This window comes from Nostoc sp. NMS8, assembly GCF_017115045.1.
In the GTDB taxonomy this organism is placed as follows: domain Bacteria; phylum Cyanobacteriota; class Cyanobacteriia; order Cyanobacteriales; family Nostocaceae; genus Nostoc.
Map to the genome: position 1 here is coordinate 28,960 of NZ_JABXKK010000016.1, position 22,719 is coordinate 51,678.

The 22,719-nt window shown below is 41.8% G+C and carries 18 protein-coding genes; 10 read left to right on the forward strand and 8 right to left on the reverse strand.

From position 1 onward, the window contains the following. A partial coding sequence (locus HWQ39_RS01350) for a hypothetical protein (RefSeq protein ID WP_292840476.1) occupies nucleotides 1–184 on the reverse strand: 184 nt, incomplete at its 3' end. Between the two features lie 140 nt (nucleotides 185–324). Here HWQ39_RS01350 and HWQ39_RS01355 point away from each other — a divergent pair. The 3 genes from HWQ39_RS01355 to HWQ39_RS01365 all read left to right on the forward strand — a co-directional run bounded on the left by HWQ39_RS01355 (nucleotide 325) and on the right by HWQ39_RS01365 (nucleotide 3,214). Continuing rightward, a complete protein-coding gene (locus tag HWQ39_RS01355; RefSeq protein ID WP_292840479.1) occupies nucleotides 325–1,161 on the forward strand; it encodes a trypsin-like peptidase domain-containing protein in 837 nt (278 codons plus the stop codon). After that, the gene (locus HWQ39_RS01360) at nucleotides 1,158–1,790 is read left to right on the forward strand and encodes a response regulator transcription factor (protein WP_292840482.1); all 633 of its coding nucleotides are present in this window, start codon (nucleotides 1,158–1,160) and stop codon (nucleotides 1,788–1,790) included. The genes HWQ39_RS01355 and HWQ39_RS01360 overlap by 4 nt, the downstream gene beginning before the upstream one ends. Nucleotides 1,791–1,984: 194 nt before the next feature. Further along, entirely contained in the window at nucleotides 1,985–3,214 is a 1,230-nt protein-coding gene (locus tag HWQ39_RS01365; protein ID WP_292840485.1) for a glycosyltransferase family 4 protein, read from the forward strand. 193 nt (nucleotides 3,215–3,407) lie between these two features. On the opposite strand, the gene HWQ39_RS01370 is transcribed toward HWQ39_RS01365, so the two are convergent. Continuing rightward, nucleotides 3,408–3,692 carry a hypothetical protein gene (locus HWQ39_RS01370; protein ID WP_292840488.1) on the reverse strand — a complete coding sequence of 95 codons (285 nt, stop codon included), beginning with the start codon at nucleotides 3,690–3,692 and terminating at the stop codon, nucleotides 3,408–3,410. Then, nucleotides 3,685–3,918, reverse strand: a complete 234-nt coding sequence (locus HWQ39_RS01375; RefSeq protein WP_292840491.1) for a hypothetical protein — start codon at nucleotides 3,916–3,918, stop codon at nucleotides 3,685–3,687. Before HWQ39_RS01375 ends, HWQ39_RS01370 begins: the two co-directional genes overlap by 8 nt. A gap of 922 nt (nucleotides 3,919–4,840) precedes the next feature. On the opposite strand from HWQ39_RS01375, the gene HWQ39_RS01380 reads away from it, so the two are divergent. The 3 genes from HWQ39_RS01380 to HWQ39_RS01390 all read left to right on the forward strand — a co-directional run bounded on the left by HWQ39_RS01380 (nucleotide 4,841) and on the right by HWQ39_RS01390 (nucleotide 8,570). Then, nucleotides 4,841–5,635 carry a hypothetical protein gene (locus HWQ39_RS01380; RefSeq protein WP_292840494.1) on the forward strand — a complete coding sequence of 265 codons (795 nt, stop codon included), beginning with the start codon at nucleotides 4,841–4,843 and terminating at the stop codon, nucleotides 5,633–5,635. Nucleotides 5,636–6,156: 521 nt separating this feature from the next. Then, nucleotides 6,157–7,377, forward strand: coding sequence for an MFS transporter (locus HWQ39_RS01385; RefSeq protein ID WP_292840497.1), 1,221 nt, complete (start codon nucleotides 6,157–6,159; stop codon nucleotides 7,375–7,377). A 215-nt stretch (nucleotides 7,378–7,592) separates the two neighbouring features. Beyond that, on the forward strand, nucleotides 7,593–8,570 hold the full coding sequence (locus HWQ39_RS01390; RefSeq protein WP_292840501.1) for a hypothetical protein: 978 nt from the start codon (nucleotides 7,593–7,595) through the stop codon (nucleotides 8,568–8,570). 194 nt (nucleotides 8,571–8,764) lie between these two features. Here HWQ39_RS01390 and HWQ39_RS01395 read toward each other — a convergent pair whose 3' ends face one another. After that, nucleotides 8,765–10,210 (reverse strand): deoxyribodipyrimidine photo-lyase, 8-HDF type, encoded by a 1,446-nt coding sequence (locus HWQ39_RS01395; RefSeq protein WP_292840504.1) that lies wholly within the window; start codon nucleotides 10,208–10,210, stop codon nucleotides 8,765–8,767. Between the two features lie 271 nt (nucleotides 10,211–10,481). On the opposite strand from HWQ39_RS01395, the gene HWQ39_RS01400 reads away from it, so the two are divergent. Further along, on the forward strand, nucleotides 10,482–11,036 hold the full coding sequence (locus tag HWQ39_RS01400) for a cupin domain-containing protein (RefSeq protein WP_292840507.1): 555 nt from the start codon (nucleotides 10,482–10,484) through the stop codon (nucleotides 11,034–11,036). A gap of 93 nt (nucleotides 11,037–11,129) precedes the next feature. On the opposite strand, the gene HWQ39_RS01405 is transcribed toward HWQ39_RS01400, so the two are convergent. Then, nucleotides 11,130–11,927, reverse strand: coding sequence for a hypothetical protein (locus HWQ39_RS01405; protein ID WP_292840510.1), 798 nt, complete (start codon nucleotides 11,925–11,927; stop codon nucleotides 11,130–11,132). 550 nt (nucleotides 11,928–12,477) lie between these two features. Here HWQ39_RS01405 and HWQ39_RS01410 point away from each other — a divergent pair. Next, a complete protein-coding gene (locus tag HWQ39_RS01410) occupies nucleotides 12,478–12,921 on the forward strand; it encodes a molybdopterin-binding protein (protein ID WP_292840512.1) in 444 nt (147 codons plus the stop codon). A 148-nt stretch (nucleotides 12,922–13,069) separates the two neighbouring features. Here HWQ39_RS01410 and HWQ39_RS01415 read toward each other — a convergent pair whose 3' ends face one another. Both HWQ39_RS01415 and HWQ39_RS01420 read right to left on the reverse strand, forming a co-directional pair. Continuing rightward, a complete protein-coding gene (locus tag HWQ39_RS01415; protein WP_292840513.1) occupies nucleotides 13,070–16,195 on the reverse strand; it encodes an efflux RND transporter permease subunit in 3,126 nt (1,041 codons plus the stop codon). Between the two features lie 107 nt (nucleotides 16,196–16,302). Next, on the reverse strand, nucleotides 16,303–17,766 hold the full coding sequence (locus HWQ39_RS01420; protein WP_292840515.1) for an efflux RND transporter periplasmic adaptor subunit: 1,464 nt from the start codon (nucleotides 17,764–17,766) through the stop codon (nucleotides 16,303–16,305). A gap of 578 nt (nucleotides 17,767–18,344) precedes the next feature. Here HWQ39_RS01420 and HWQ39_RS01425 point away from each other — a divergent pair. Beyond that, on the forward strand, nucleotides 18,345–19,226 hold the full coding sequence (locus HWQ39_RS01425; protein WP_292840517.1) for an Npun_R2479 family HD domain-containing metalloprotein: 882 nt from the start codon (nucleotides 18,345–18,347) through the stop codon (nucleotides 19,224–19,226). Nucleotides 19,227–19,331: 105 nt separating this feature from the next. After that, entirely contained in the window at nucleotides 19,332–20,447 is a 1,116-nt protein-coding gene (locus HWQ39_RS01430) for an ABC transporter permease (RefSeq protein WP_292840519.1), read from the forward strand. Between the two features lie 53 nt (nucleotides 20,448–20,500). Here HWQ39_RS01430 and HWQ39_RS01435 read toward each other — a convergent pair whose 3' ends face one another. After that, complete coding sequence (locus HWQ39_RS01435; RefSeq protein WP_292840521.1) at nucleotides 20,501–22,450, reverse strand: ATP-binding protein; 1,950 nt, start codon at nucleotides 22,448–22,450, stop codon at nucleotides 20,501–20,503. Nucleotides 22,451–22,719: the final 269 nt, after the last annotated feature.

Genomic DNA, 22,719 nt, shown 5'->3' on the forward strand with positions numbered 1-22,719 from the left:
TGCTCGAACGTTGAGCTTCTGAACTCGGAACTTGCACCTTTTTGCTCGAACGTTGCACCTCTGAACTCGGAACTTGCACCTTTTTGCTCGAACGTTGAGCTTCTGAACTCGGAACTTGCACCTTTTTGCTCGAACGTTGCACCTCTGAACTCGGAACTTGCACCTTTTTGCTTGAACGTTGCACCTCTGAACTCGGAAATCTCAGAATTTAGTTTCCAAAGTTGGGTTGACTAATATATTGCAGCATTCTCAATTATCCCAACCCAACTAAAAACTATTGTCAGTTCACTAACTTTACTTTGACATGGGGAAAAATTGTATAACATGGCAAACACAGCATTAACTAACATCGCTGCTGAATTAACAGAGGTAGCTGGTAAACTACGCGATCGCACTGTCAAAGTGAAAAGTGGCTCTTTGGGAGTCGGTTCTGGTGTAATTTGGCAACCCGACGGACTGATTATCACTAATGCCCATGTGGCAACTAGCAGCCGCGCAACTGTGGAATTGGCAGATGGAAGGGTATTTGATGCGGTGCGTACCCAATTTGATCCACAGCAGGATTTAGCAGCCCTGAAAATTGCTGCCACTAATTTAACTGCTGCAACCATTGGTAATTCTGAGACGCTACGAGTGGGTGAATTAGTCTTGGCGGTGGGTAATCCCTTTGCTGAAAGTGGTGCTGTGACAACTGGAATTATCCATGCAAATAATCCACGGGCTGTTATGGCTGATTTGCAGTTGTATCCTGGTAATTCTGGGGGGCCACTTGCCGATTGTCAAGGCCGTGTCGTGGGAATTAACACCATGATTGTTAATGGTTTAGCTGTGGCAGTTCCTAGCAACACCGTTGAGCGTTTTTTACAGGGAAATAGTCGTCCGCAACTGGGAGTTACACTACAACCTGTGCTTTTAGGTAGGCGTAGCTTGGGTTTACTGGTATTGTCAATTTTACCTGATAGTGCAGCGGAAACTGCTGGTGTGCAAATTGGCGATGTTTTAATTGGAATTTCGGGGCGATTATTCACTACCATGAATGATTTAAGTAAATATCTCCATGAAAGTAAAGGATCTGTGCCGCTACAACTCCTACGCGGTAGCCAGCAATTCGTGATTTATGTTGCAGTACAAGCTGGGAAAACTGCTGTGGAGGCGACATGATTCGGGTAATGGTAGTTGCTACTTCCCCTGTAGTTCGGGCAGGGTTATCAGCTGTGGTGACAACCAATCCTCGGCTGACGGTTGTGGGGAGTGCATCTGATTTGGATGTATTGGCAAGGGAAGTTGAGCAATTACAACCAGATGTAGTGCTGGTAGATTTGAGTGGTAATCTGCAACAATCTGTGTGGGAAAAATTGCTGGTTATTCAAGAACAGCAATATCCATTAGGGACAATCGTCATTGTTGAGGAACTCGATAGCATCGACTTAGAAACGGCATTACATTCTGGTATCCGGGGGATATTACCCAGTACTAGCACAGAGTCAGAAATTGTCGCGGCTGTGGAAGCGATCGCTTTTGGTTTGCTAGTGCTGCACCCGGATGCTGTAGAATTACTCTCTATCCGAGAAAAAGTGGTAACGAATCCCGTACAAAGCTTGACACCACGAGAGATAGAGGTTTTAGGAATGCTTGGGTCTGGGTTGGGAAATAAAGCGATCGCTAAAAGCCTACATATTTCTGAGCATACCGTCAAATTTCATCTCTCATCTATTTTTCAAAAGCTCAGTGTCTCCAGCCGCACCGAGGCTGTTGCTGTAGGTGTGCGACTCGGTTTGATTATGCTTTGATCTGTCGCTAACAGCACTTGGAACTAACGTCAGCACTCTTCATGTGTCGTGTCTTTGCATCCTCATGTCAGCCCTAATGATAAGTATTCAACCGCATTTGATATGACTCCTGAATTCTTTTTGATCGATCAAATGATGACATACAGCCTCTAATGAGGTCATGGTGTATACATCACATTTGATTCATCACTTGTATGAACATTTTAATGCTATCTTCCACCTTTCCCTACCCACCAACACGCGGGGGAACCCAAGTTAGGACATTTAATTTACTTAAGTATCTCAGTCAACGCCATACTGTCACCCTCGCAACTCAACGCGAGGGTGATGTTACAGACGTAGAAATCGCCGGATTACGCGATTGTGTCGATCATTTAGCCATTTTTGAACGCCCACCAGATTCTCGAAGCGCCGGAATATTCAAGAAAATTCAGCGATTTGGAAGATTTTTACAGCAGGGAACACCGCCAAGCGTACTTAATCGCTACTCAGTTGAGATGCAAACGTGGATTGATAACTGGGTGGAAGCGGGAAAATGTGATGTAATTACCTGCGAACATAGCGTCAATGAAATTTATATCCAATCGCACTTTCAGAAACAGCTAAAAACCATAGTTAATGTTCATAGTTCTGTTTACGCTACCTGTCGAAGCCAACTAGCAACGGGCATTTCCGAAAATTCCCTGAGAGATAAAATTAATCTGCCACTTTTGCGGCGTTATGAGCAAAGCTACTGCGCTAAATTTTCCGCAATTGTGGCAACAACTGAAGAAGATAAAATTCAACTACAAGAATTTAACCCCAATAGTGAAATTACAGTTATTCCCAATGGCGTAGATTTAGTTTCTTTCCCCAACCGTACCACCGATCCCGGAGGACATCGCTTAATTTTCATCGGTGCAATGGATAATTTAGCAAATATTGATGCTGTCTGTTTTTTCAGCAACGAAGTTTTGCCAGAAATCCAAAAATTATATCCCGATACAACTTTCGATATTGTTGGTTCTCACCCAGTTCCAGAAGTTTTAGCACTCGCTCAAAAACCAGGAATTAATGTGCTTGGGCGTGTACCTTCGATGGCAGAATATTTACACCAAGCCACTATCTGCGTTGTATCGATGCGGACTGGGTTTGGTATTAAAAATAAAACTTTAGAAGCAATGGCAGCTGGCATACCTATAGTAGCGAGCGATCGCGGCTTAGAAGGGTTAGCTGTAGATGGTGCTAGTCATCCACTCAGGGCATTACGAGCAAATAAACCGGCAGAATACGTCACCGCTATTAGTCAACTATTCGATCGTCCACATCTGCGTTCAGAATTGTCTCACAACGGCAGACAATTGGTAGAAACAGAATTCACTTGGGATATTGCGGGTAAAAGCTATGAACAAGTTTGTCTTGGGAAAAGTAATCGTAATTCGTAATTTCAAGCTACAGATCCTCGAATCTCAAAGAAGTTGGGGATCTTATTTCTCAATAGATAAATTCTAATTGTTCTTGATTATCGTTGTGAGACAGATTTGTGTAGAGACGTTGCATTACAACGTCTCTACATCGGTAGTGCAAATGATCTGATCTAAATCGTATTGGTTTTTAGTTAGCTTTTGAATTAGCACGTCAATTATTGTCAAATCTAGTCGAACAGCCTAACACAAGTAATTTCTTCTGCTTCTGGCGCTGATTTTTATGCTTGAGAGTAGTCAAATAATTATCAACGTAGCGAAAAGCAGCTGCACAGTCGTAATCAGCAATGGATATAGCTTGTAAGAAAACCTTTGGGGGAATTTCAAACCCTAAAAATTTTTCTGTTAAAATTAGTAAATCTTCTTCTGTGGCTGGAAAAGTAGTTTCTTCTGCCCCTTCTGAATCAGAAAATATATCATCAATTAATGCTCTATACACTTTGTACCTCCCCAAAAGCATAAGATGCAAAGCCTGTGATAAAGTTTAGTTGCTGATCGCGAGTTTGTAAGTTAAGTGGGAGTTCAGTACCAGTACATCCGATCTCTCGTAAAATTTCCAAACAATAAGTACTGAGTTGAGTGTATGGAGCTTGCTCCAATTCTTGAGCTACTTCTAGAGCCATCTCCAGATTGACTTGGATAACCGTCTTTACAGGGTTGGTCATAAACACGCCCTAATAAACTGGATGCTCTAAGTTTTGATCACAAGTACGAATAGCGTAACGGTGTTTTTGCGGAATTTATGAAGAAGGGAAATTAAAATATCAGCGCATTTGCGGTAATGTATCAGAAATTATGAGAACTCGGCTGAAAATTCGGCAATGTTGATTTAAGTGCGTAGGCGTACCCCGTCGGAGACATCGCCGTTCGTATATTTTCTGACAAAAGAACGCATTTTTGAGAAACCTGAATCTTGACGTATTTTTCTTTCACCAGATATATATATTTTTCTTTCACGAGATATATAAAAGTGCTAGGACTTACACATCCTACAGAGGTAATACACGCAATTGGGATATTTCAGCCATGTCTAGAACGGGCTACGCCTACGCAAATATGCGAAGTAAATCAGGGTTAGACGAAGCACCTGAAATGACTAAACATCGTAATACACATCATGGTTAATTCTTACAGTGTGTAAATCCTAAAATATTAATTATCTTTAAGTAGACTTCATCAAAAATTCATAGTTTCGCTCCTTGTACTATGCAAGTATTACAAAGAGCAAATACATTTGATATGCAAACCTATACAGGTGTATATAGAACTCCGATTTGATTTCTGAAAACATACTGAGGCTGAAAATCCTGTTTTATAAGGGTTTTCTCTGAAATCTTGTTCAAAAATCAGATATGAGTCCTATATCATGTCAATTACTATTAGTACTTCTAATTACTTTTGCCTTTTTACTTTTGCCTTCTTGTACTAGCGTCTACCTTTGGGAAAAAGGGAAACGCTGCACGTAGCTTGCTTCCCCAAAAGGGTACAACTCTCTCAACCATAGCAATGCATTGCCTCATGTTGGGTGTTGAATTATTGCATTTTGATGATATTGATATTCTTCTAAAAAGTTAAGGAGTAAGGCTAGTGGCATTTACGATCAATCAATTATTCAAGTTGTCTATCAAATATTTACCAGTAATTACAGCTATAGGAACGGTTATTCCATTACCAGTTAAAGCAGCTACATTTTTAGTAACTGAACGCGCTGCTTTAGGAGGTAATGATGAAGTTGATTGGGGGAGTTTAGGTAAAGTATTCAATCCCATAGCTCCTGATTTTTCTGTTTTTTTACCTAACTCTTTCTCCACAACATCCCAGGATGGTTTAAGTTTGGATATAAATATAGCTCCAACTAGTAATCCTGGGGTTACTCCACCGTTTGTCTTTCAAACTTTACCTTCCCCTGGCATTCGGAGTAACTTTGCTCAAGGAGATTTCATTCTCTTTGGAGGCATAGATCCAACAGGTTTTATACCTCTTCCTCCTGGTACTCCTGATCCTGGTACTAAGGGGAACGGCGGGCCTTTCAGCATTAGTTTTGCCCAGCCTGTTTTTGGCGCTGGTACTCAGATAGCTGTAGATACTAGTAAATTGAAAGTTGAAACTTTTATCACCGCTTTTGATAACACCAATAACCTATTGGGTAGTTTTTCAGTTCCAAATATTTCTTCCCTAGCATTAGATAATTCGGCAGTGTTTTTGGGGATTCGTAGTGATACTGCAAACATCTCGCGACTCGTTTTTAGCAGTTCTGCTCCACAATACGGCTTGGCCATTAATCAGGTAAGCATTCTTGCAGTTCCCGAATCAACTTATACCCTGGCAATATTAGCTTTTGGTATTTCAGGTACCGTTTTGAAATTACGCCAACGCACTTGACACTTTCAGGGTGTGGAAATAGCTTTCATTTAATAAGTTAGAGGTTTTGGACATACTCAAACTTATGAAAGTAGGTAAGAATAAATCAACATAGATTACATGATATTAATTCAATTGATTGTAGTCATAGACTCCAGCCCTGAAAATAAAACTTGATTTGCTGACTATAAACTTTTAATTATTGATGCTCACTTAACTTTAGTAGATAAATTAAATAGAATTATTGTATTTAGCTAAATTCAACTCCATGTCATACAAAGAATTAGAAAACATCATAGATACCAAGATCCAAAAAGCTATCCGAAAGCACGAGTTAATAGTTGCTTTTATTAGTAGTATTATTGGTTTGGTTTTTATCATGGGTTTATTCCACGCTATCTTGCTCAACCACACTCAGATTAACGCCTTTTGCTTGAGGTGATTATTGGTTGCATTCAATAGATTTTTATGATCGAGCATTCCCTGATGTCCATAGAACTAATCCGAGCTACACATATTTTTTATAAAAGAGAATTGCACAGATGGAGAGTAAAAATAATGGCAGGGCTATATTCGTCTTATTCTTGACTGTATTTATAGACTTGCTCGGCTTCGGAATTATCCTACCGATATTGCCTTTGTATGCTGAACAATTCGGCGCAAAACCTAATGAAGCAACTTTACTTGTAGCTATTTATTCTTTAATGCAATTCTTATTTGCGCCATTATGGGGCAGGTTTAGCGATCGCTACGGTCGTCGTCCAATTTTATTACTGACTTTATTCGGTTCTGTAATTGCATACGCAGGGTTAGCCTTTGCCAATTCATTATGGATTTTGTTTATTGCCCGTAGTCTTGCCGGGATTATGTCAGGGAATATTGCCACTGCTCAGGCATACATAGCAGATATTACCACGCCCGCTAACCGAACTCGTGGTATGGGGATAATCGGAGCAGCTTTTGGTCTTGGCTTCATTTTCGGCCCAGCTATTGGAGGTCTTCTGATTGGGTCTGATCAGGACAACGCTAACTTCCATCTACCCTCATTGTTCGCAGCCGGATTATCTTTATTGGCATTTCTTTGTGCTTTAATGTTACTTCCAGAATCCCTAAATTCTGAGACTAGAGCCAAAAACCAAGTTCATCGCTACCGTCAACGACGGCTGAACTTGCTACAGCTTTCACAACGTCCCCAGTTTTGTGTGCTTGTTGGTATCTACTTTTTAGTTACCTTTGCTGTTGCAGCTATGGATTCTACATTAGCCTTATGGTCTAAACAGCAATTAAACTGGGGCCCTCAACAAACTAGTTATCTTTTTGCCTTCATGGGGATTGTAAGCACAATCATTCAAGGAGGACTCATCGGATTGCTCAAGAAACAATTGGGTGAAATCAAGTTAATTATCTTGGGGATATTAGGGTTAGGTTCAGGATTACTCTTAATTGGATTCTCACAAAGCTTAACTTTATTATTAGTCGCCTCCACACTTGTGGCATGGGGAATTAGTGTTAGTCAACCAATATTAAACAGCCTGATTTCCCAGATAGCAGTCCCAGAAGAGCAAGGACAAATATTAGGAATTGCTAGTTCTTGCTCTGCGTTGGCACGCATTGGGGGCCCAATGTGGGCAGGGGTTAGTTTTATGAAACTTGGAAGTTCCGCTCCTTTTTTGAGTGGATTTTTACTAATGTTGGCAGCTTTGACTCTTAGTTTGCGAGTGACTAAAAGCGCATCTGAACCAAACACAGAACGTGTCGCCTAAAAATCTAGGTCTTAGAGGATGTTTGAAAAGTCCTCTGCTCGCTAGCAAAACGTTTTAGATCCCCCTAAATCCCCCTTAAAAAGGGGGACTTTTAGAGACTTTGCCCCCCTTTTTAAGGGGGGTTAGGGGGATCAATAAGTGCCGAAAATTACAGCCACCCACTTTTAAAACAACCTCTTAATTTAAGAATTACGAATTACGAATTAAGAATTACTATGATAGGTCGCCGAGTCTTGTTTTTAGGCATCTTTGTAAGCATCCTCCTCACCTATGCAATTTGGCTAGGTGGGAGTATTCCTGCAAGCATCATTAAACTTCCTGATCAAGGATTAAACTGGTACTACTGGAAGCTTCCAAACCCCACTTTTTGGAGTCGAGCGACGGCTTGGAGTATGTACCTTGGGCATCAGTTTAGCATCTGGGCGTGTATCTTATGGGCGCAGCGATCGCAATTGAAATACAAATCAGCCTTGCACCCGATTAATTACCTCATGCTTGCCATTAATGGTGTATTCATCGCTTTACACTTTCTCCAGACCTATATTTGGTACGATGCTCTAGCTCAAGATACTTCCATTTGGGCTTCCCAAGGTGCGGTTGTCCTCCTACTGGTGTTCGTACTGATTTTGGAAACGCCTCGACGCGGTTTATTTTTTGGCAATTCTGTTCCATTTCATCAACAATTTTTGCAAATTATCAAGCTGTACCACGGCTATTTTTTCTCCTTTGCCGCTATCTATACCTTCTGGTATCATCCAATGGAAGCGACTTTGGGGCACTTAATCGGTTTTCTCTATATGTTCTTGCTTCTGCTCCAATCGTCATTAATCTTTAACCGCAGCCATGTAAACCGTTGGTGGACATTCTCTTTAGAAATTACAGTGGTTTTACATAGTGTTGTTGTGTCATTGATGCTAGGACAAAGCAAGTGGCCAACATTTCTCTTTGGTTTTCTTGGCATTCTGGTGCTTACTCAGCTTCACGGTCTACCTGTGGGTATCTGGATTAAACGTACTATCTATGGAGTCTTTTTAGTGAGTGTACTGGGCGTTTATGCACTAACTGAACGCGGCTTAGGCAGAATTTATGAAGTAACCTATATTCCTCTGATTGAGTTTGGGCTGGTTGGCGCAATTTACTTAATCTTCCTACTCATGTTATGGACAATTTCTCGTTTCCCTGTCAAGACGTGAACTGCTGCGGCGCTACTGGCATCCCATTGCTTGTTGCATCTGAAGTTAAGGATCTTCCTGTAAAAGTTTACTGGATACCACCTGCGCGATCGCACACCCTCCCTGAACTCACGGGGAGGGATGTAGATCATATAGTTGCAAAATGCTACATATCATAATATAAACCCTAAACAACCATTCAAAAAATCACAATTTTACTCGCCATTACTAAGAACTTTTTGCTGTTGATAACGCTGTTTAAACTGCTGTTGTTGTATTTTATGATCCACAATTGGATCGGGATAGCCAACAGCATGACGTTCTAAAGGTGGAATTTTACCAGTAACTAAATATTCTGTATCTACAGACCGCAATTCTGATACCCATTGCCGAATATATTCGCCATCTGGATCGAATTTTTGTGTTTGACTGGCTGGGTTGAAAATTCGCACAGGTTTAGGGTCCATACCACTAGAAGCACTCCATTGCCAGCCACCATTATTAGCAGATAAATCTCCATCAATCAACTTCTGCATAAAATATTTTTCTCCCAATTTGGGATTAATTAGCAAGTCTTTGGTGAGAAAACTGGCGACAATCATCCGACAACGGTTGTGCATCCAGCCGCTTTCATTTAACTGGCGCATTGCTGCATCTACAATGGGGTAGCCTGTTCTTCCCTCACACCAAGCTTGGAAATGTGCTTCGTTAGTTTCCCAGGGAAAGTTTTTAAAGGTGTCGCGAAAAGCACCATCAGCTAATTCGGGAAAGTTATACATTGCGTGTTGATAAAATTCCCGCCAAGCTAATTCTTGTTGCCATGTGCGGATATTAACTGCTGTTTCTTCACTGCGGCTATTTTCCAGTGCTTCTATAGTGGCTTGCCAAATGGTGCGAATGCCAATTACCCCAAATTTCAAAGCTGCACTCAGTTGTGATGTACCGTCAACTGCGGGGAAATTTCGCTGTTCTTGGTATTCAGTAATCGCTTTATTAGTAAATTCCTCCAGCCGTTCTTGCGCCGCCACCTCTCCCGGTGAAATAATCAATTGTTCATCCCAAACAAACCCTAAATCTTTCGCTGAAGGTAATGCGATCGCTCCTCCAAGTTTGGCAATTTTCTGTTCAGATTCCGTTAACCCCTCAACATTTTGTAGTGTTTCTGCTGGTTGAGCCTTTGGCTTAATAATCCAATTTTTCCAGAAGGGAGTATAAACTGTGTAAGGACTGTTACCACCCGTGCGGATCTCATCTGGAGAGTTGAGGATTTGATCCCAATTTTGGTTAAGAAACTCAATGCCTTTTTCTTTGAGTGCATTTATGATTGTGCGATCGCGTTCTTGTGAATAAGGTTCTACATCCCAATTCCAAAACACAGCTTTGGCATTTATTGCCTCTGCTAAAGCTGGTATCGCTTGTACAGGATCGCCTCGGAGTATTAACAACTGGCTACCAGCTTCAACATATCGTTCTTGGAGTTTTTGCAAACAGCCAATCATATAAGTTACTCTCACAGGAGCAACATCATCCCGTTCCAAAATGTTCGGATCGAGGCAAAACACGCCCACCACCTTCGGACTCTGCTGTTTTGCCGCAGCCAGTCCCGTATTGTCAGAAATGCGTAAATCGCGCCGATGCCAAAACAGAATTAAGTCAGACATTCCATGCTGCATATAGTTCACCCGTACTAGCTTAGATGCTAGTGGTACCAATGAGCATCATTCTGGGGATAAATTTTTTAATGGGCATTGGGCATTGAAAAGAGGCAGAGGGGCGGGGGGGAAAACTCTTCTCTCTTACTCCCTGCTCCCTGCCCCCTTGCTTCTTCCCCAGTCCCCAATACCCATAATCCCCGGTTTCTCAGTCGGGAATAGTGGCTTTTTAAATAAAAATTGGGTATACTCTTCTTAACAGTTAATTAGTCTTTTTGTCATGGCTAACCTACTACTTGACGACGGTACGATTGAGAGCGACTTAGGCGAAATAGCTCGTGAGCTTGGGTCTCTTGGTATTGAACTTAGACACTACGACCCAGGAACATCGCTACTCTTCCCCGATCTGCTAGACCAGGACGTTTTAACTGAGGCTGAGAAACGTTATTGTGTAGAACTCCATAACAGCGTCTTTGAATTTATTCAGCAAGAAAATGGCGGTATCTGGTGTGACTTGCTAAATGTGCATCCAGGTTCTTTCAATCTTCACCACCTGATAGCAACCTACGGACGTTACCATACTCATCCTGCCGCTGAACCCCTCTACGTGTTGGCAGGAGAAATGATCTATGGCTTTGTGCGACCTGATGGTAGCCAAGTACAGCTTTTAATTCAGGCACAAGATTATCTCTACATCCCCGCAGGCGTTGAGCATTGGTGTAGTCCAACTGCATCATTGAATTTCAAAGGGATACGCTATTTTGCAATCTCCGAAGCTTGGGTTCCCAATTATACAGGTACTCAACTGAGTGATTCACTCAACAAGCCGCATTGAAGCTGAATTTTATCATAGCGCAGCACTGTTAGATTTCTCTACATCGGCTGACTTGACAAAATGGTTAAATAATGCTTTATAATACTGAAAAATTCACTCAACTTCCTCACAGTGAATTAACAGTTTTTCCATCGCTTCTGCTAGAGAAATCAACTCTGTCCAAGAGGAACCACTAACTAAATTTTGAGCGTGAGCTAATCGGTTTCGCAACTGTTCAGCAGACTTCAGGAAGCGTTCGCCAAACCGTTTTGATTTTAGTCCTAGTTGCTGGAGAAGTTCTGGTTGATTTAAGATCAACTCTCGCTTGTCACAAAATTGCAAATAATCTAACAAATCGGTGGCTTCGTTTCTTTCTTGGCTCTCTCGCCATAGCCGTTGAGCAACTTCTAAGCGTTCAGGTTTAAGGACTTTTTGCCAAGAATCTTGAGGATAGTAAATCCGCACCAGCCGCAGCAAATTCATTTCTAGCAGCGTTACCAAGCCAAACAGTAGCATTCGCACAGGTGCTTTCTGCAAGTCACCACAGGTAACAATACCACTTACCTGATTGCAATCCAAGACAAACAATCGCGGAGTTTGTTGCAAAATGGGTAGCAACTTTATCAATGGGGTAGAAATAGCAATTAATTCTTTGGGATGAAACACCCGTTGATAGTCGCTACATTTACCTTTTGTGCCTGGAATCAAACTAGAGCGTTCTACATAACCGCTAATAATATCTCCCGTCTCAACGCCGATAACATCAAAATTTTGTGCCTGCATCCAATGCAGCACTTCTTTAACCTCTGCATCAGCTGGCATAGCTTTCAGGGGTTCTGCTACGTATTCAATGGTAATATTGTTCTCAAATAAACTTCGCAAGTCTTGAGAACGCGATTTTAGGTGTTTCATCCCCTGGCTGTGAACTCACGTTAAAACAAGAGTCAGAATACAGAATACAGAATACTCTACCCATAAAGGGATAGATGTTTTAAGGCGAGAATATTTTAATTTTTTTCGCCCCTTGTGGGCGAAAGCGCGTAGCGAGACGTACCCCTACGGGGATCTTGCTACGCGGTAGCGTCTCTAAGAGTTGTACGGTTTTAAGCAATATTCAGACGCGACTCCAAAATACTCGCTACCGCTGCGCGATCGCAGACTAGAATTCATACTGAATTCTGACTTCTGAGTTCTGAATTCTTCTTATAAGTACATTACCATCTTAGTTGGTAATACTTTAGTGATGATTGAGACAATTTCAAGTAACAAAATATTTCATATTTAGAAAAAAATAAATATATATGTAGTTAACTATATGAGATTAGTTGATTAATTTGCGATAAAAATCTCAAAAAGCTTGACAAAAAAATGTTACTACTAAAACGATATGTTGAATTGATACTTGGTAGAATTTTAACAAGATAACTAAATTACCAAGATAACCAAAACTGATAATATTATTATGCCAAGAAAAGAACAAGGATGGGTTACATTTCAAACCTCAGAGGACGAGCGCAAGATTCTAGAGGAATTCTGTGAACAGTCTCAACGTACTAAGACTGAGATTCTGCGGGAACTCGTGCGTAGCCTTACTCAGCAATCTTCAGCACCAATATCACCATCAACTCAGCAAGAAGAACAGCAAAATATTTACACTCAAAAACCTGACAGAGAAAGTAGTATTCAAAAGAAATCACTAAAAGTTAGCTCTCGCAATATTCTTAAAGGTGTCGTTAAACGAGTTGTTTATGGAGCAGTTAATAGTGAGGTAACTCTGGAGATTATTCATAGAGTAGAATTAACTTCAATTATCACCAGAGCTTCCGCAGAAGAGTTGGAACTATCTGAGGGAAAAGAAGCTTATGCAGTTATTAAGTCTAACGATATTGTCATTGCTAGAGAATAGAAATGTATTGATTTTGGGCTAATAAATTATCCAATATTGTGAGGTGGGCGACACGATAGCCCAGTTTATATGGCGGGCAAGATGCCCACCCCACAGGAGTTAATTAGATATTTTTTTATTTGTCACTCCCTAATGGCGTTTTTAATGTTTATGGGCGCAGTGGTTTCTTCCCAAAGCCATAGCGCAATGTATCCTTAATCCAATTCTGGAAGTTGTCAATGTAGCTAAAGATGACTGGTACTACTACCAGTGTCAATAGAGTGGAAGTTGTGAAACCGCCCATAATTGCAATTCCCATTGGTTGGCGAACTTCAGAACCCGCACCAATTCCTAACGCTAGGGGCAGAATCCCGGCGATGGTTGCGAAAGAAGTCATTAAAATTGGGCGCAGACGTGATACGCCCGATTCTATGAGTGCCTGACGTTGGGTTTTGCCTTCTTGCATATTGATGATGGTATAGTCAACTAACAGAATCGAGTTTTTGGTGACAATCCCTAAAAGCAACACAATACCAATCAAGGCATATATTCCCAAGGGTTTTTGGGCAACCATCAATGCTACCAATGCGCCGCCTAAACAAAAGGGTAAGGCTGCCATAATTGATAATGGATGCAGGAAATTGTTATACAGCAACACCAAAATTGCATAGATACACATTAATGCCAGCCCTAATGCACCGCCAAAGCGACCGAAAATGTCTTGCATAATTTTGGCACTACCTGAAGGTTGCTGTATTACTCCTGACGGTAAGTTCTGCATCACAGGTAGTTTGTTGATTGTTTGGACTGCTTCTCCTAAAGAAATCCCTTGCAAGTTGGCTTCTACGGCAACTTGACGGGCGCGATCGTAACGGTTGATGGTAGCAGGGCCGCTACCAAAGCGGATATCTGCTACTGCGACAAGGGGAACTAATCTACCATTCTGACTGGAGACTTGGAGATTGGTGATTGTGTTGATATCAGCCCTGGCTTTCGGGTCGATTTGGACACGAATGGGGATTTGCCGATCGCTCAAATTAAATTTCGCCAAGTTGGCATCATTGTCGCCGATGGTAGCCAGGGAAGCAGTACGAGCGATCGCTTGCACTGTCACCCCCAAATCTGCTGCCCGTTGCGGGTTAGGAATTACTAAAATCTCTGGTTTCACTAAACTCGCAGTTGAAGACACTTCTACCAATCCAGCGATGGATCGCATCTGCTTTTCTAAGGCATCAGCAGCTTGATTCAATGCTTGGGGATTTTCACTTCTGAGGACAATTGATAAACCTTTGCGACTGTCACCTGGCGACTGACTTTGAAAACTAATTCTAGCTCCTGGTATTTGTCCAAAGGAAGGGCGTACTTGTTCTTCAAACTGTTTTTGGGAAATATTTCGTTCCTCTCTGGGTTTGAGATTAATCGTAAGGGTTGCAGAATTGATCTGTTCCGTTGCTAGTACACGTTCAACTACTGGGTTTTGCCGGATGATGTCAGTTGCTTGTGTGACTACCTTGTTAACGTCCTCTAGTGTGGAACCAGGAGGTAGTTCTATAGATACGTTAGAAATGCCAAAATCACCATCATCAACAAAACCCTTGGGAATTAAGGGAACTAGCATCAGACTGGCAATAAAAAAAGCTAAAGCGATCGCCATTGTTGTCAATCTATGGCGTAACGCCCACTGTAGCAGCGATCTATAAGGTTGAAACCCCTGACGCTTTTCAGTAATCAGTTTTCTACTTCCGTTCCCGCTACCTGGAAGTGTAAATTTGAAATTGAATAATTTTATTACTCCTTTATTCCTTTGCCCTTCTGCCTTCTGTAAAAGATACGCCCCCATCATCGGCGTCACCATCCGCGCTACAAGAGTTGAAAAAATTGTGGAAACGGCAACGGTAACACCAAATGGTTGGAAAAACTGCCCCGGAATCCCACCCATAAAGGCAACTGGCAGAAATACAGCAATAATCGTTGCGGAACTTGCGATTACCGCTAATCCTACTTCGTCGGAAGAGTCAAAAGCAGCTTCCCAAGCTGACTTGCCCATAGCCATGTGGCGTTCCATGTTTTCAATTTCTACAACGGCATCATCTACCAAATTGCCCACCGCCAGGGCTAATGCCAACAAAGTCATGTTGTTGAGGGTGTAACCAAGGGCTTGCTGGACTGCGAAGGTGGGAATTATTGATAGGGGTAAAGCAACAGCAGTAATTAATGTTGCTCGCCAGTCCCGCAAAAACACTAAAATAACAATGACCGCCAGCACCGAAGCTTGAATCAATTCATCAATGGTGCTTTGGTAGGATTGGCGGACTATATCGGCTCTAGTAAAAATTAAATCTAACTTGACATCTGGGGGAAGGGTTTTTTCCAGTTCTTTGATTGCTGCTTTCACTCCCTGTTCCACAGTCACCAAAACGCTGCCAGTACTACGCAACACTTGAAAAGCTACCACGGGTTGATTATTTAAACTGGCGGCTTGGCGCACATCACCAAATTTATCTTCTACGGTTCCCAAGCTGGATAAAGGTACGGAACCCCCTTGTGGGAGAAGGATTTCGTAGGTTTTCAAAATATCTACACTGGTGGCACTTCCTAAAGTACGAATACTTTGTTCGCTACCACCAACTTCGGCGCGTCCGCCAGGTAAATTAATGTTTAAAGCACGGATTTGGTCGTTTACCTGGGTGGCGGTAATCGCTAGAGATTGTAAGCGGTCAGGATTAAGATTAATCCGAATTTCTCGGTCAACCCCACCCACACGCTGAATTTGGGCTACACCACGGACTCCCAATAAGGCGCGGCTAATGGTTTGGTCTACGAGGTTGCTTAATTCTTCTACAGAACGCCGATCTGATTTAACTGCGTAGGTAATCACTGGGCCGCCGGAAAAATCTAAGCGTTCTACAATTGGGTCGTTGATATCTTGGGGTAAGTCTTGGCGAATTTGAGCGATCGCATTCCGAACATCATTGGTGGCGCGATCGCTATCTGTACCCAAAACAAAATTGATTGTCGTCTTAGAATTTCCATCACTAACGGTGGAAATCATAAAATCGATATTGCCCAACCCCGCGACAGCATCTTCAATTTTTTTCGTCACTTGAGATTCTAGTTCCGCCGGGCCTGCACCCGGTTGGGTGACTTTAATCGAAACTGTTGGCACATCAATATTAGGATTAATATCAATCCCCAAGGATATGAAGGAGAACCAACCTACAACTGTCAAAACTAAAAATAAAACTATTGTGGGAACAGGTTTTTTGATCGACCAAGCTGAGATATTAAAAGACATTTGGAAATTTTAGATTTTAGATTAGACATCTCAGTGTAAGAATTCAGAATTCAGAATCCAGAATTCAGAAAACTTTGATACTCAAGCTTGATAACACACCAGTTGGCTCAAGTCGAATCTGCAACTCGAACTTTGTCGCCATCTTTGAGATAACCTGCACCATCAACGACGACGCGATCGCCTAACTGCAAACCACTCTTGATTTCTACTGTGTCGCCATTACCAGGATCTCCTAACTCTACTTTCTGGCTGCGGACTATATCTTGGCCGGATAAGATGAATACAATTACACTTGCGTCTGCTTGGGATTGCACTGCTTTTTGTGGTACTACCATCCTCATACCTGAGTTAGTCGTAATTGCAGCACGAGCAAACATCCCTGGTTTAAGTAAAGTTGTTGGCGGTAAGTCAATTTTTACCGTCGCCTCACGCCTTTGATCGTTTATCTGTGGTTGTATGTCCCTAACTCGTCCTTGCGATCGCACGCGTTGATCGACATCAGAAGTAATTTGCACTGATGCGCCAATTTTCACCTGATTTAGTTGAGTTTCGGGCACCTTTGCCTGAAGTTCTAACTTTTCATCTCGAATAATCGAAAATAGCTTTTGTGTGCCACCAATCACAGTCCCTACCTGGGTTTGCGGTGGTATACCAGTAACATCGCCGATTCTAGCCAATTTCTCGGCAATTACTCCCGAAACCGGCGCACGCACCACCGTTTGTCCTAACTGAGTTTGTAGTTGTTGCACCTTAGCAGCACTGCTCTTGACATCAGCTTTAGCTCTGTTGATGATCGCTTGGGCATTACCAATATTGGCTTGGGCACTGCCGATGTTAGCCTGGGCACTACGTATATTTTCTTGAGCCAGGTTCACAACTTCTATGGCAGTTTTTACAGCGTAAGAACGAGTATCGAGTTCTTGCTTGCTAATTGTTCCAGAGTCAGCGAGTTGTTGATAGCGTTGATAATTTTTGGCTGCTTCCTCTAACTTCGCCTTGGCTTGAGCTAAATCGGCTTGTTTTTGCTGGACAATTGCTTTATTTGATGCCAAATCCGCTTGCTTGGATGCTAAATCTGCTTGTTTGGATGCCACATCTGCTTGCTTGGATTCCACATCTGCTTTTGCTTGGCTAATTTGGCTTTGTAGTATGGAACCATCCAACACCGCTAACACTTGACCTTGTTTGACAAAAGCTCCTTCTTTAATATTTGCAGGGATGCTTTTAATTTGTAAGCCATTTGTCTGCGGTAGTACCGGAATTAAATCACTCGCTGCTACAGTCCCAGTGGTTTTGAGAGTACGGACAACACGGGCGGTTTCTACCGTGGCGATGGTGACTGTCATCGCTGGGTTGACTTTTTTATCTGCCACCACACTTTGTTGACGAGATGAAAGACGATTTAATACACCCATCCCAACCAAGGCGATCGCAATTCCTAAACCAGCACCCAAGAATAATGGCTTCAACCAGACCCTATTTGATTTCTGCTCTGATTTGCTCAAAAAGCTAGCATCTTCAGAGGTTACAGGTTCTTCCGCCCCCACTTCTGAAACACTTTCATCGCTCACAGTCTCACCTCCACTTTCTGTCTATGCATACCAATCTTGGTATTTTCTTAAGAAAACCTGAAATTTATTTATTTCACATCAACTATGACGCATTTTGTAATAAATGTCTTTTTTACGTAACAGTATACAATACAACTTTTTCACTAAGAGTAATTACTATCAAAGTAATGCTGAAACCTGTTATGTAGATTACGCTCCAAAAAATCATCTAATCCGATCTAGCTACTCTAAGTCACGCACTACGAGTGTTTAGATCACCGTCAACAAGGTTCAGATATGAAAAACTGATAAAACTAATCTAGACTTATCTAAATTGAAATCATAACTATTTATGTATTTTTCAACACTAGCAAATTTTTTTCTACGCAACCCATAATTCCTCTAAAACCTTTGTTTTGTCAGGAAACCATGCAATACCATGTAATCCAGGTATAGATTAAGCTAGCGTCTACAGCTACACGTGAGTTACAAAGGAGCAAACTCCATTCCCCTAAATTCCAGGAAGGGTGCGCCAGATTAGGAAATTTTGAAATCAATCAAATCAATAAATAATTGGTATTTACCAGAGATAACCAAATATGTTCAATGCAACTGAAATTTTAATTGATGCCTTTGTAAATGAAATTCGAGAAGGCTACCGTCGCACTTATGGCTGCTTCAAAAATGATTATCAGGACATTATCGCCTGGGCTGGTAACATGGCTTTGGAAAACATTGCCAATAGCGATGCCCTATACCACAATGTTGAACACACCGTTTTAGTCACCCTCGTAGGACAAGAAATCTTACGTGGCAAACACATCAGAGAAGGCGGTGTTTCTAGTGAAGACTGGTTGCATTGTATTATTTCCCTAGTGAGTCATGATATTGGCTACGTCAAGGGAGTTTGCCGACAAGACCGAGAAACAGCAGGCTTATATGCCACAGGTAAAAATGGCAGAATGATTTCTGTAGCTCCTGGCGCTTCTGATGCCAGTCTGACACCGTATCATGTTGATCGAGCCAAGCTCTTTATTGATGAGCGTTTTGGAGGTCACAAGTTAATCGATGCTGAGGCAATTAAGAGCAATATTGAATTGACTAGATTTCCCGTACCTGCGGCAGAAGATCATCAAGATACAAAGTGCTTTGCAGGATTAGTCCGGGCTGCTGACTTGATTGGTCAACTAAGTGACCCACGTTACCTAAAGAAAATTACTTCTTTATTTTACGAATTTGAAGAAACTGGTGTAAATAAAGTTTTGGGCTATCAAACCCCTGCCGATTTACGTAATAACTACGCTAAGTTTTACTGGAATGGCGTCTATCCCTATATTCAAGAGGGACTACATTACCTATCGCTGACACAGCAGGGAAAACAAATTCTCGCTAATCTTTACTCAAACGTGTTTGTGGTAGAACATGAAAAGCAACAAGAAGAACAGCAGCGCTATTTAGAGAAGTTAGCTGTTAGTAGTTAAGATTTAGGAGCGAGGAGTTAGGAGTTGAAAATTATTAATCATGAGTTATGAATTAAGATAAAAGCTTAATAACTCATAACTCCTAACTTATAACTCCTAAATACTATGGATTGGTGGCGAAGACTGAAGAAAAATCCTTTGGCACGATTTGGGGCAATTTTGCTGTTAATTTTCTATATAGGAGTAATCGCCGCTGATTTCGTAGCTCCTTATGATCCTTATGCTTCACAGCCGAATGGTTCACTGCTGCCACCAACTAAGATACACTGGGTTTCTCAATCAGGGCAGTTTGTCGGGCCTTATGTTTATCCGACAACTCAGGGAGATACTAATTTAGATACAGGCGATCGCAAACTCATTGTAGACTCGACAAAGCCCTCACCCCTACATCTATTTGTCTCCGGGCCAGAATACCGATTGTTGCAGATGAGTTTGCCATTACCCCCGAAGTGGGATGAAGTCACAATCTTTGGTGGTATTCCCTTAAATTGGCATTTATTTGGCACAACAACTGGCGCAAAAATCAATATTTTGGGCACTGATGACCAAGGCCGCGACCAATTTAGTCGCTTGCTGCATGGCGGCCGCATCAGTATGTTTATCGGGATTTTTGGCATTATCATTACCTATCCCCTCGGTTTGCTCATCGGGGGAATTTCTGGCTATTTCGGCGGTGTGACTGATAGTGTCATTATGCGCTTGGCAGAAGTGTTAATGACTTTCCCTAGTATTTATCTTTTGGTAACATTGGGCGCAGTCTTACCAGCGGGTTTAAGTAGTACCCAGCGCTTTTTGCTAATTGTGGTGATTACTTCAGTTATTAGCTGGGCTGGTTTAGCACGAGTCATTCGGGGACAAGTGCTATCACTTAAAGAGCGAGAATTTGTCCAAGCGGCGCGGGCAATGGGCGCGAACCCAATTTATATCATCCTCCGCCACGTTTTGCCGCAAACGGCTAGTTATGTAGTTATCTCTGCAACTCTTGCAATTCCCAGCTTTATTGGTTCAGAAGCGATATTGAGTCTCATCGGCTTGGGAATTCAACAACCAGACCCTTCTTGGGGCAATATGCTTTCTCTAGCTAGCAATGCTTCAATTTTGGTGTTGCAACCTTGGCTAATTTGGCCACCGGCTGTGCTGATTATCCTTACGGTGCTGGCATTCAACTTACTCGGTGATGGGCTGAGAGATGCACTCGACCCGCGTAGTTTAAGAAGATAAGCCCTCAATAATAACAAATGCGTACTCCGAAATAGCAAAGGAATCGCTCTACTCTACTGCTGTAAAACCCAACGGCGAAAAAGTTCTACCATAATCCGCCAGTTTCCCTGAGTTTCCTCAACGACATCATGACGCTTCAGAGTATTCAGCGCTTTTTGTAAATCAGCGTCGTTCATACCTGTAGACTGAGCTAAGGTATCCAGACTAAGCCCCTCTGGATGAGGTGCAAGTACTCGTACAATTGTCTGTTGACCCTCAGCACCCCGCGCCGCCTGACCCCAAACCCCATCAAAGTAGTAGCGTCCCCCTTGGAAAAACTCAGGGTTATTGATAACTGCTTCGACATCTTCCACCGTGAAAACTGGCTCACGGCTTCGTCCTTGCTCAAAAACAAAGTCATTGTAGCCGCGCACTAGCTGAAAACCCACGAGTTGCACTAAATATGGTTGACCATGTGTCAAAGCATAAATTTCATCTAAAGCTTCTGGAATATAGTCGAGAGGAAAGTCTTCATTAGCTGGGTTAGCTAGAATTTGGCGAGTAGCTGCACGTTCTTGAAAGCCTACATGAATAGGAATGACGCTGGCAAAGAAAGGTTGAAAATAATCCGCTGTCATTTCCTCCAAGGTGTGCAAACCAGCGAAGGCAAAGCCAACTTTAGAACTCATTTGCACCAACCCCCGCAGAAAACCCATAAAATCGATAGGAATTTTTCCAGCTTCAATTAAATCTTCAATTTTCTCGAACTCGTCTAAAGCAATGATTAATCCACCCTCTAGCTTTGCTTCTACTTGTTTCAAATAGCGTTCAAAAGTCCGATAGGGGAGATTTAGTAAATCAGTGTCAGCTGGTGGTGTGAGTTTGACAGTTTGAGAAATTTCATCACAAATTGCCATCAGCACCTCACCAACTCCTTGAGGACTATCTCCCAAACGTAGCAAGTTGACATAGGCTAGCTGTATTTGTGAACCTAAACGGTTAGCGACGTTAACTAAGATAGAGGTTTTGCCCATCCGTCTGTGACCGTAGAGAACTACAGATTGGAGTTGATGATCCATAATCCAGAATTGCTCTAGCTGTCTCATCACATCTTCTCGCCCAACAAACCGTTTGCCTTCAACTGGATTACCTACAATGTAGGGATTGCGTACATGCTCAGTAATTGAATTCTCCTTTAACTTCTCAGCTACTCGTAGCAAAGATTTCTCCCAATAAGTGGCAATTAACCGTAATATTTTTATATCAGCATCTTGAAGTAAATTATTAGTTTTTTCTGAAAGAGTTTTTAACTTCTGCAAAGCTTGGTTAAGAGCAAAATAACGGGATATAGGAGATGCACTCCGTTGGATGACTCGAGCATCCTGAATAATTGAAACAAGATAATCAAGAGCTTCCCAAGTACTATAGCGGAGTAGAGGCGGGGGAGGAATTGCTGGTGATTGAAGCATAGCAATAGTTACTAATTCATCAGCATCCAAAAAAGCAGCAAGGGTTTGAGTCAAAGTCAACATTTCCTCCCCATAAGGCCAAGAACGAACTTCATAAAAAGCTTTAATCGCTTGTTGGAGACATCCCCTTTTTCTATATTCTTCACCCCAATAGTCATCAATTTTATACAGTTCCCAGAAACCATATAAAGCAGCATGATATGGAGTATCAAAACGGATGTTTGAATATGACTCTAGATTTTCCTCCCAGACATAGCGGAGTTCTTCCAGATGTTCAGGTGATAACTGGGATAAGCGTAATAAAAGTTGTTCTGGAGGTGTTTTTGCCAGGGCGCGATTAATAGCCTCAGTAACAGCGAACAATTGCAAACTGTAAGCTAGCACTTGATTAATGTTGTAAAGGCCACTTTCCCAATCAAGCAGCAGCCAGTTTGTTAATTGAGATGATAGGTGAGGAAGCCTGAGTGAAGTTATATGAGCAACTAACCTACTTTTTTTGCTAGGAATTAGTTGATATAGGACAATATTAATCAGCCAATCATCTAGCCTATGCACTGCTAAATCATTTGCTATGTAAAATCCTAGAAAAAATTTTATTATTAAACCTTCTATAAGAATATTAAAACCACGAACTGACCTACAGAAAAAAATTATTAAAGTAACAAAAATTAGACGATAAAACAAAATTTTTACTACTTTTAAGATAGGAGTAAATTTATTATTATTTTTAAAATCTAGACTTCTAATTAGACCAGTTAGAAAACCAAATATTATACCCAAAGCCACTATGTCTTGTGCTTGGAATGTTCCATTATTTTTAATAA

Coding starts and splice junctions, on each gene's coding strand:
- HWQ39_RS01365 (WP_292840485.1), top strand. CDS start 1,985: ATGAACATTTTAATGCTATCTTCCACCTTTCCCTACCCACCAACACGC.
- HWQ39_RS01375 (WP_292840491.1), bottom strand. CDS start 3,918: ATGACCAACCCTGTAAAGACGGTTATCCAAGTCAATCTGGAGATGGCT.
- HWQ39_RS01355 (WP_292840479.1), top strand. CDS start 325: ATGGCAAACACAGCATTAACTAACATCGCTGCTGAATTAACAGAGGTA.
- HWQ39_RS01425 (WP_292840517.1), top strand. CDS start 18,345: ATGTTCAATGCAACTGAAATTTTAATTGATGCCTTTGTAAATGAAATT.
- HWQ39_RS01410 (WP_292840512.1), top strand. CDS start 12,478: ATGCCAAGAAAAGAACAAGGATGGGTTACATTTCAAACCTCAGAGGAC.
- HWQ39_RS01360 (WP_292840482.1), top strand. CDS start 1,158: ATGATTCGGGTAATGGTAGTTGCTACTTCCCCTGTAGTTCGGGCAGGG.
- HWQ39_RS01385 (WP_292840497.1), top strand. CDS start 6,157: ATGGAGAGTAAAAATAATGGCAGGGCTATATTCGTCTTATTCTTGACT.
- HWQ39_RS01390 (WP_292840501.1), top strand. CDS start 7,593: ATGATAGGTCGCCGAGTCTTGTTTTTAGGCATCTTTGTAAGCATCCTC.
- HWQ39_RS01400 (WP_292840507.1), top strand. CDS start 10,482: ATGGCTAACCTACTACTTGACGACGGTACGATTGAGAGCGACTTAGGC.
- HWQ39_RS01430 (WP_292840519.1), top strand. CDS start 19,332: ATGGATTGGTGGCGAAGACTGAAGAAAAATCCTTTGGCACGATTTGGG.
- HWQ39_RS01405 (WP_292840510.1), bottom strand. CDS start 11,927: ATGAAACACCTAAAATCGCGTTCTCAAGACTTGCGAAGTTTATTTGAG.
- HWQ39_RS01415 (WP_292840513.1), bottom strand. CDS start 16,195: ATGTCTTTTAATATCTCAGCTTGGTCGATCAAAAAACCTGTTCCCACA.
- HWQ39_RS01395 (WP_292840504.1), bottom strand. CDS start 10,210: ATGTCTGACTTAATTCTGTTTTGGCATCGGCGCGATTTACGCATTTCT.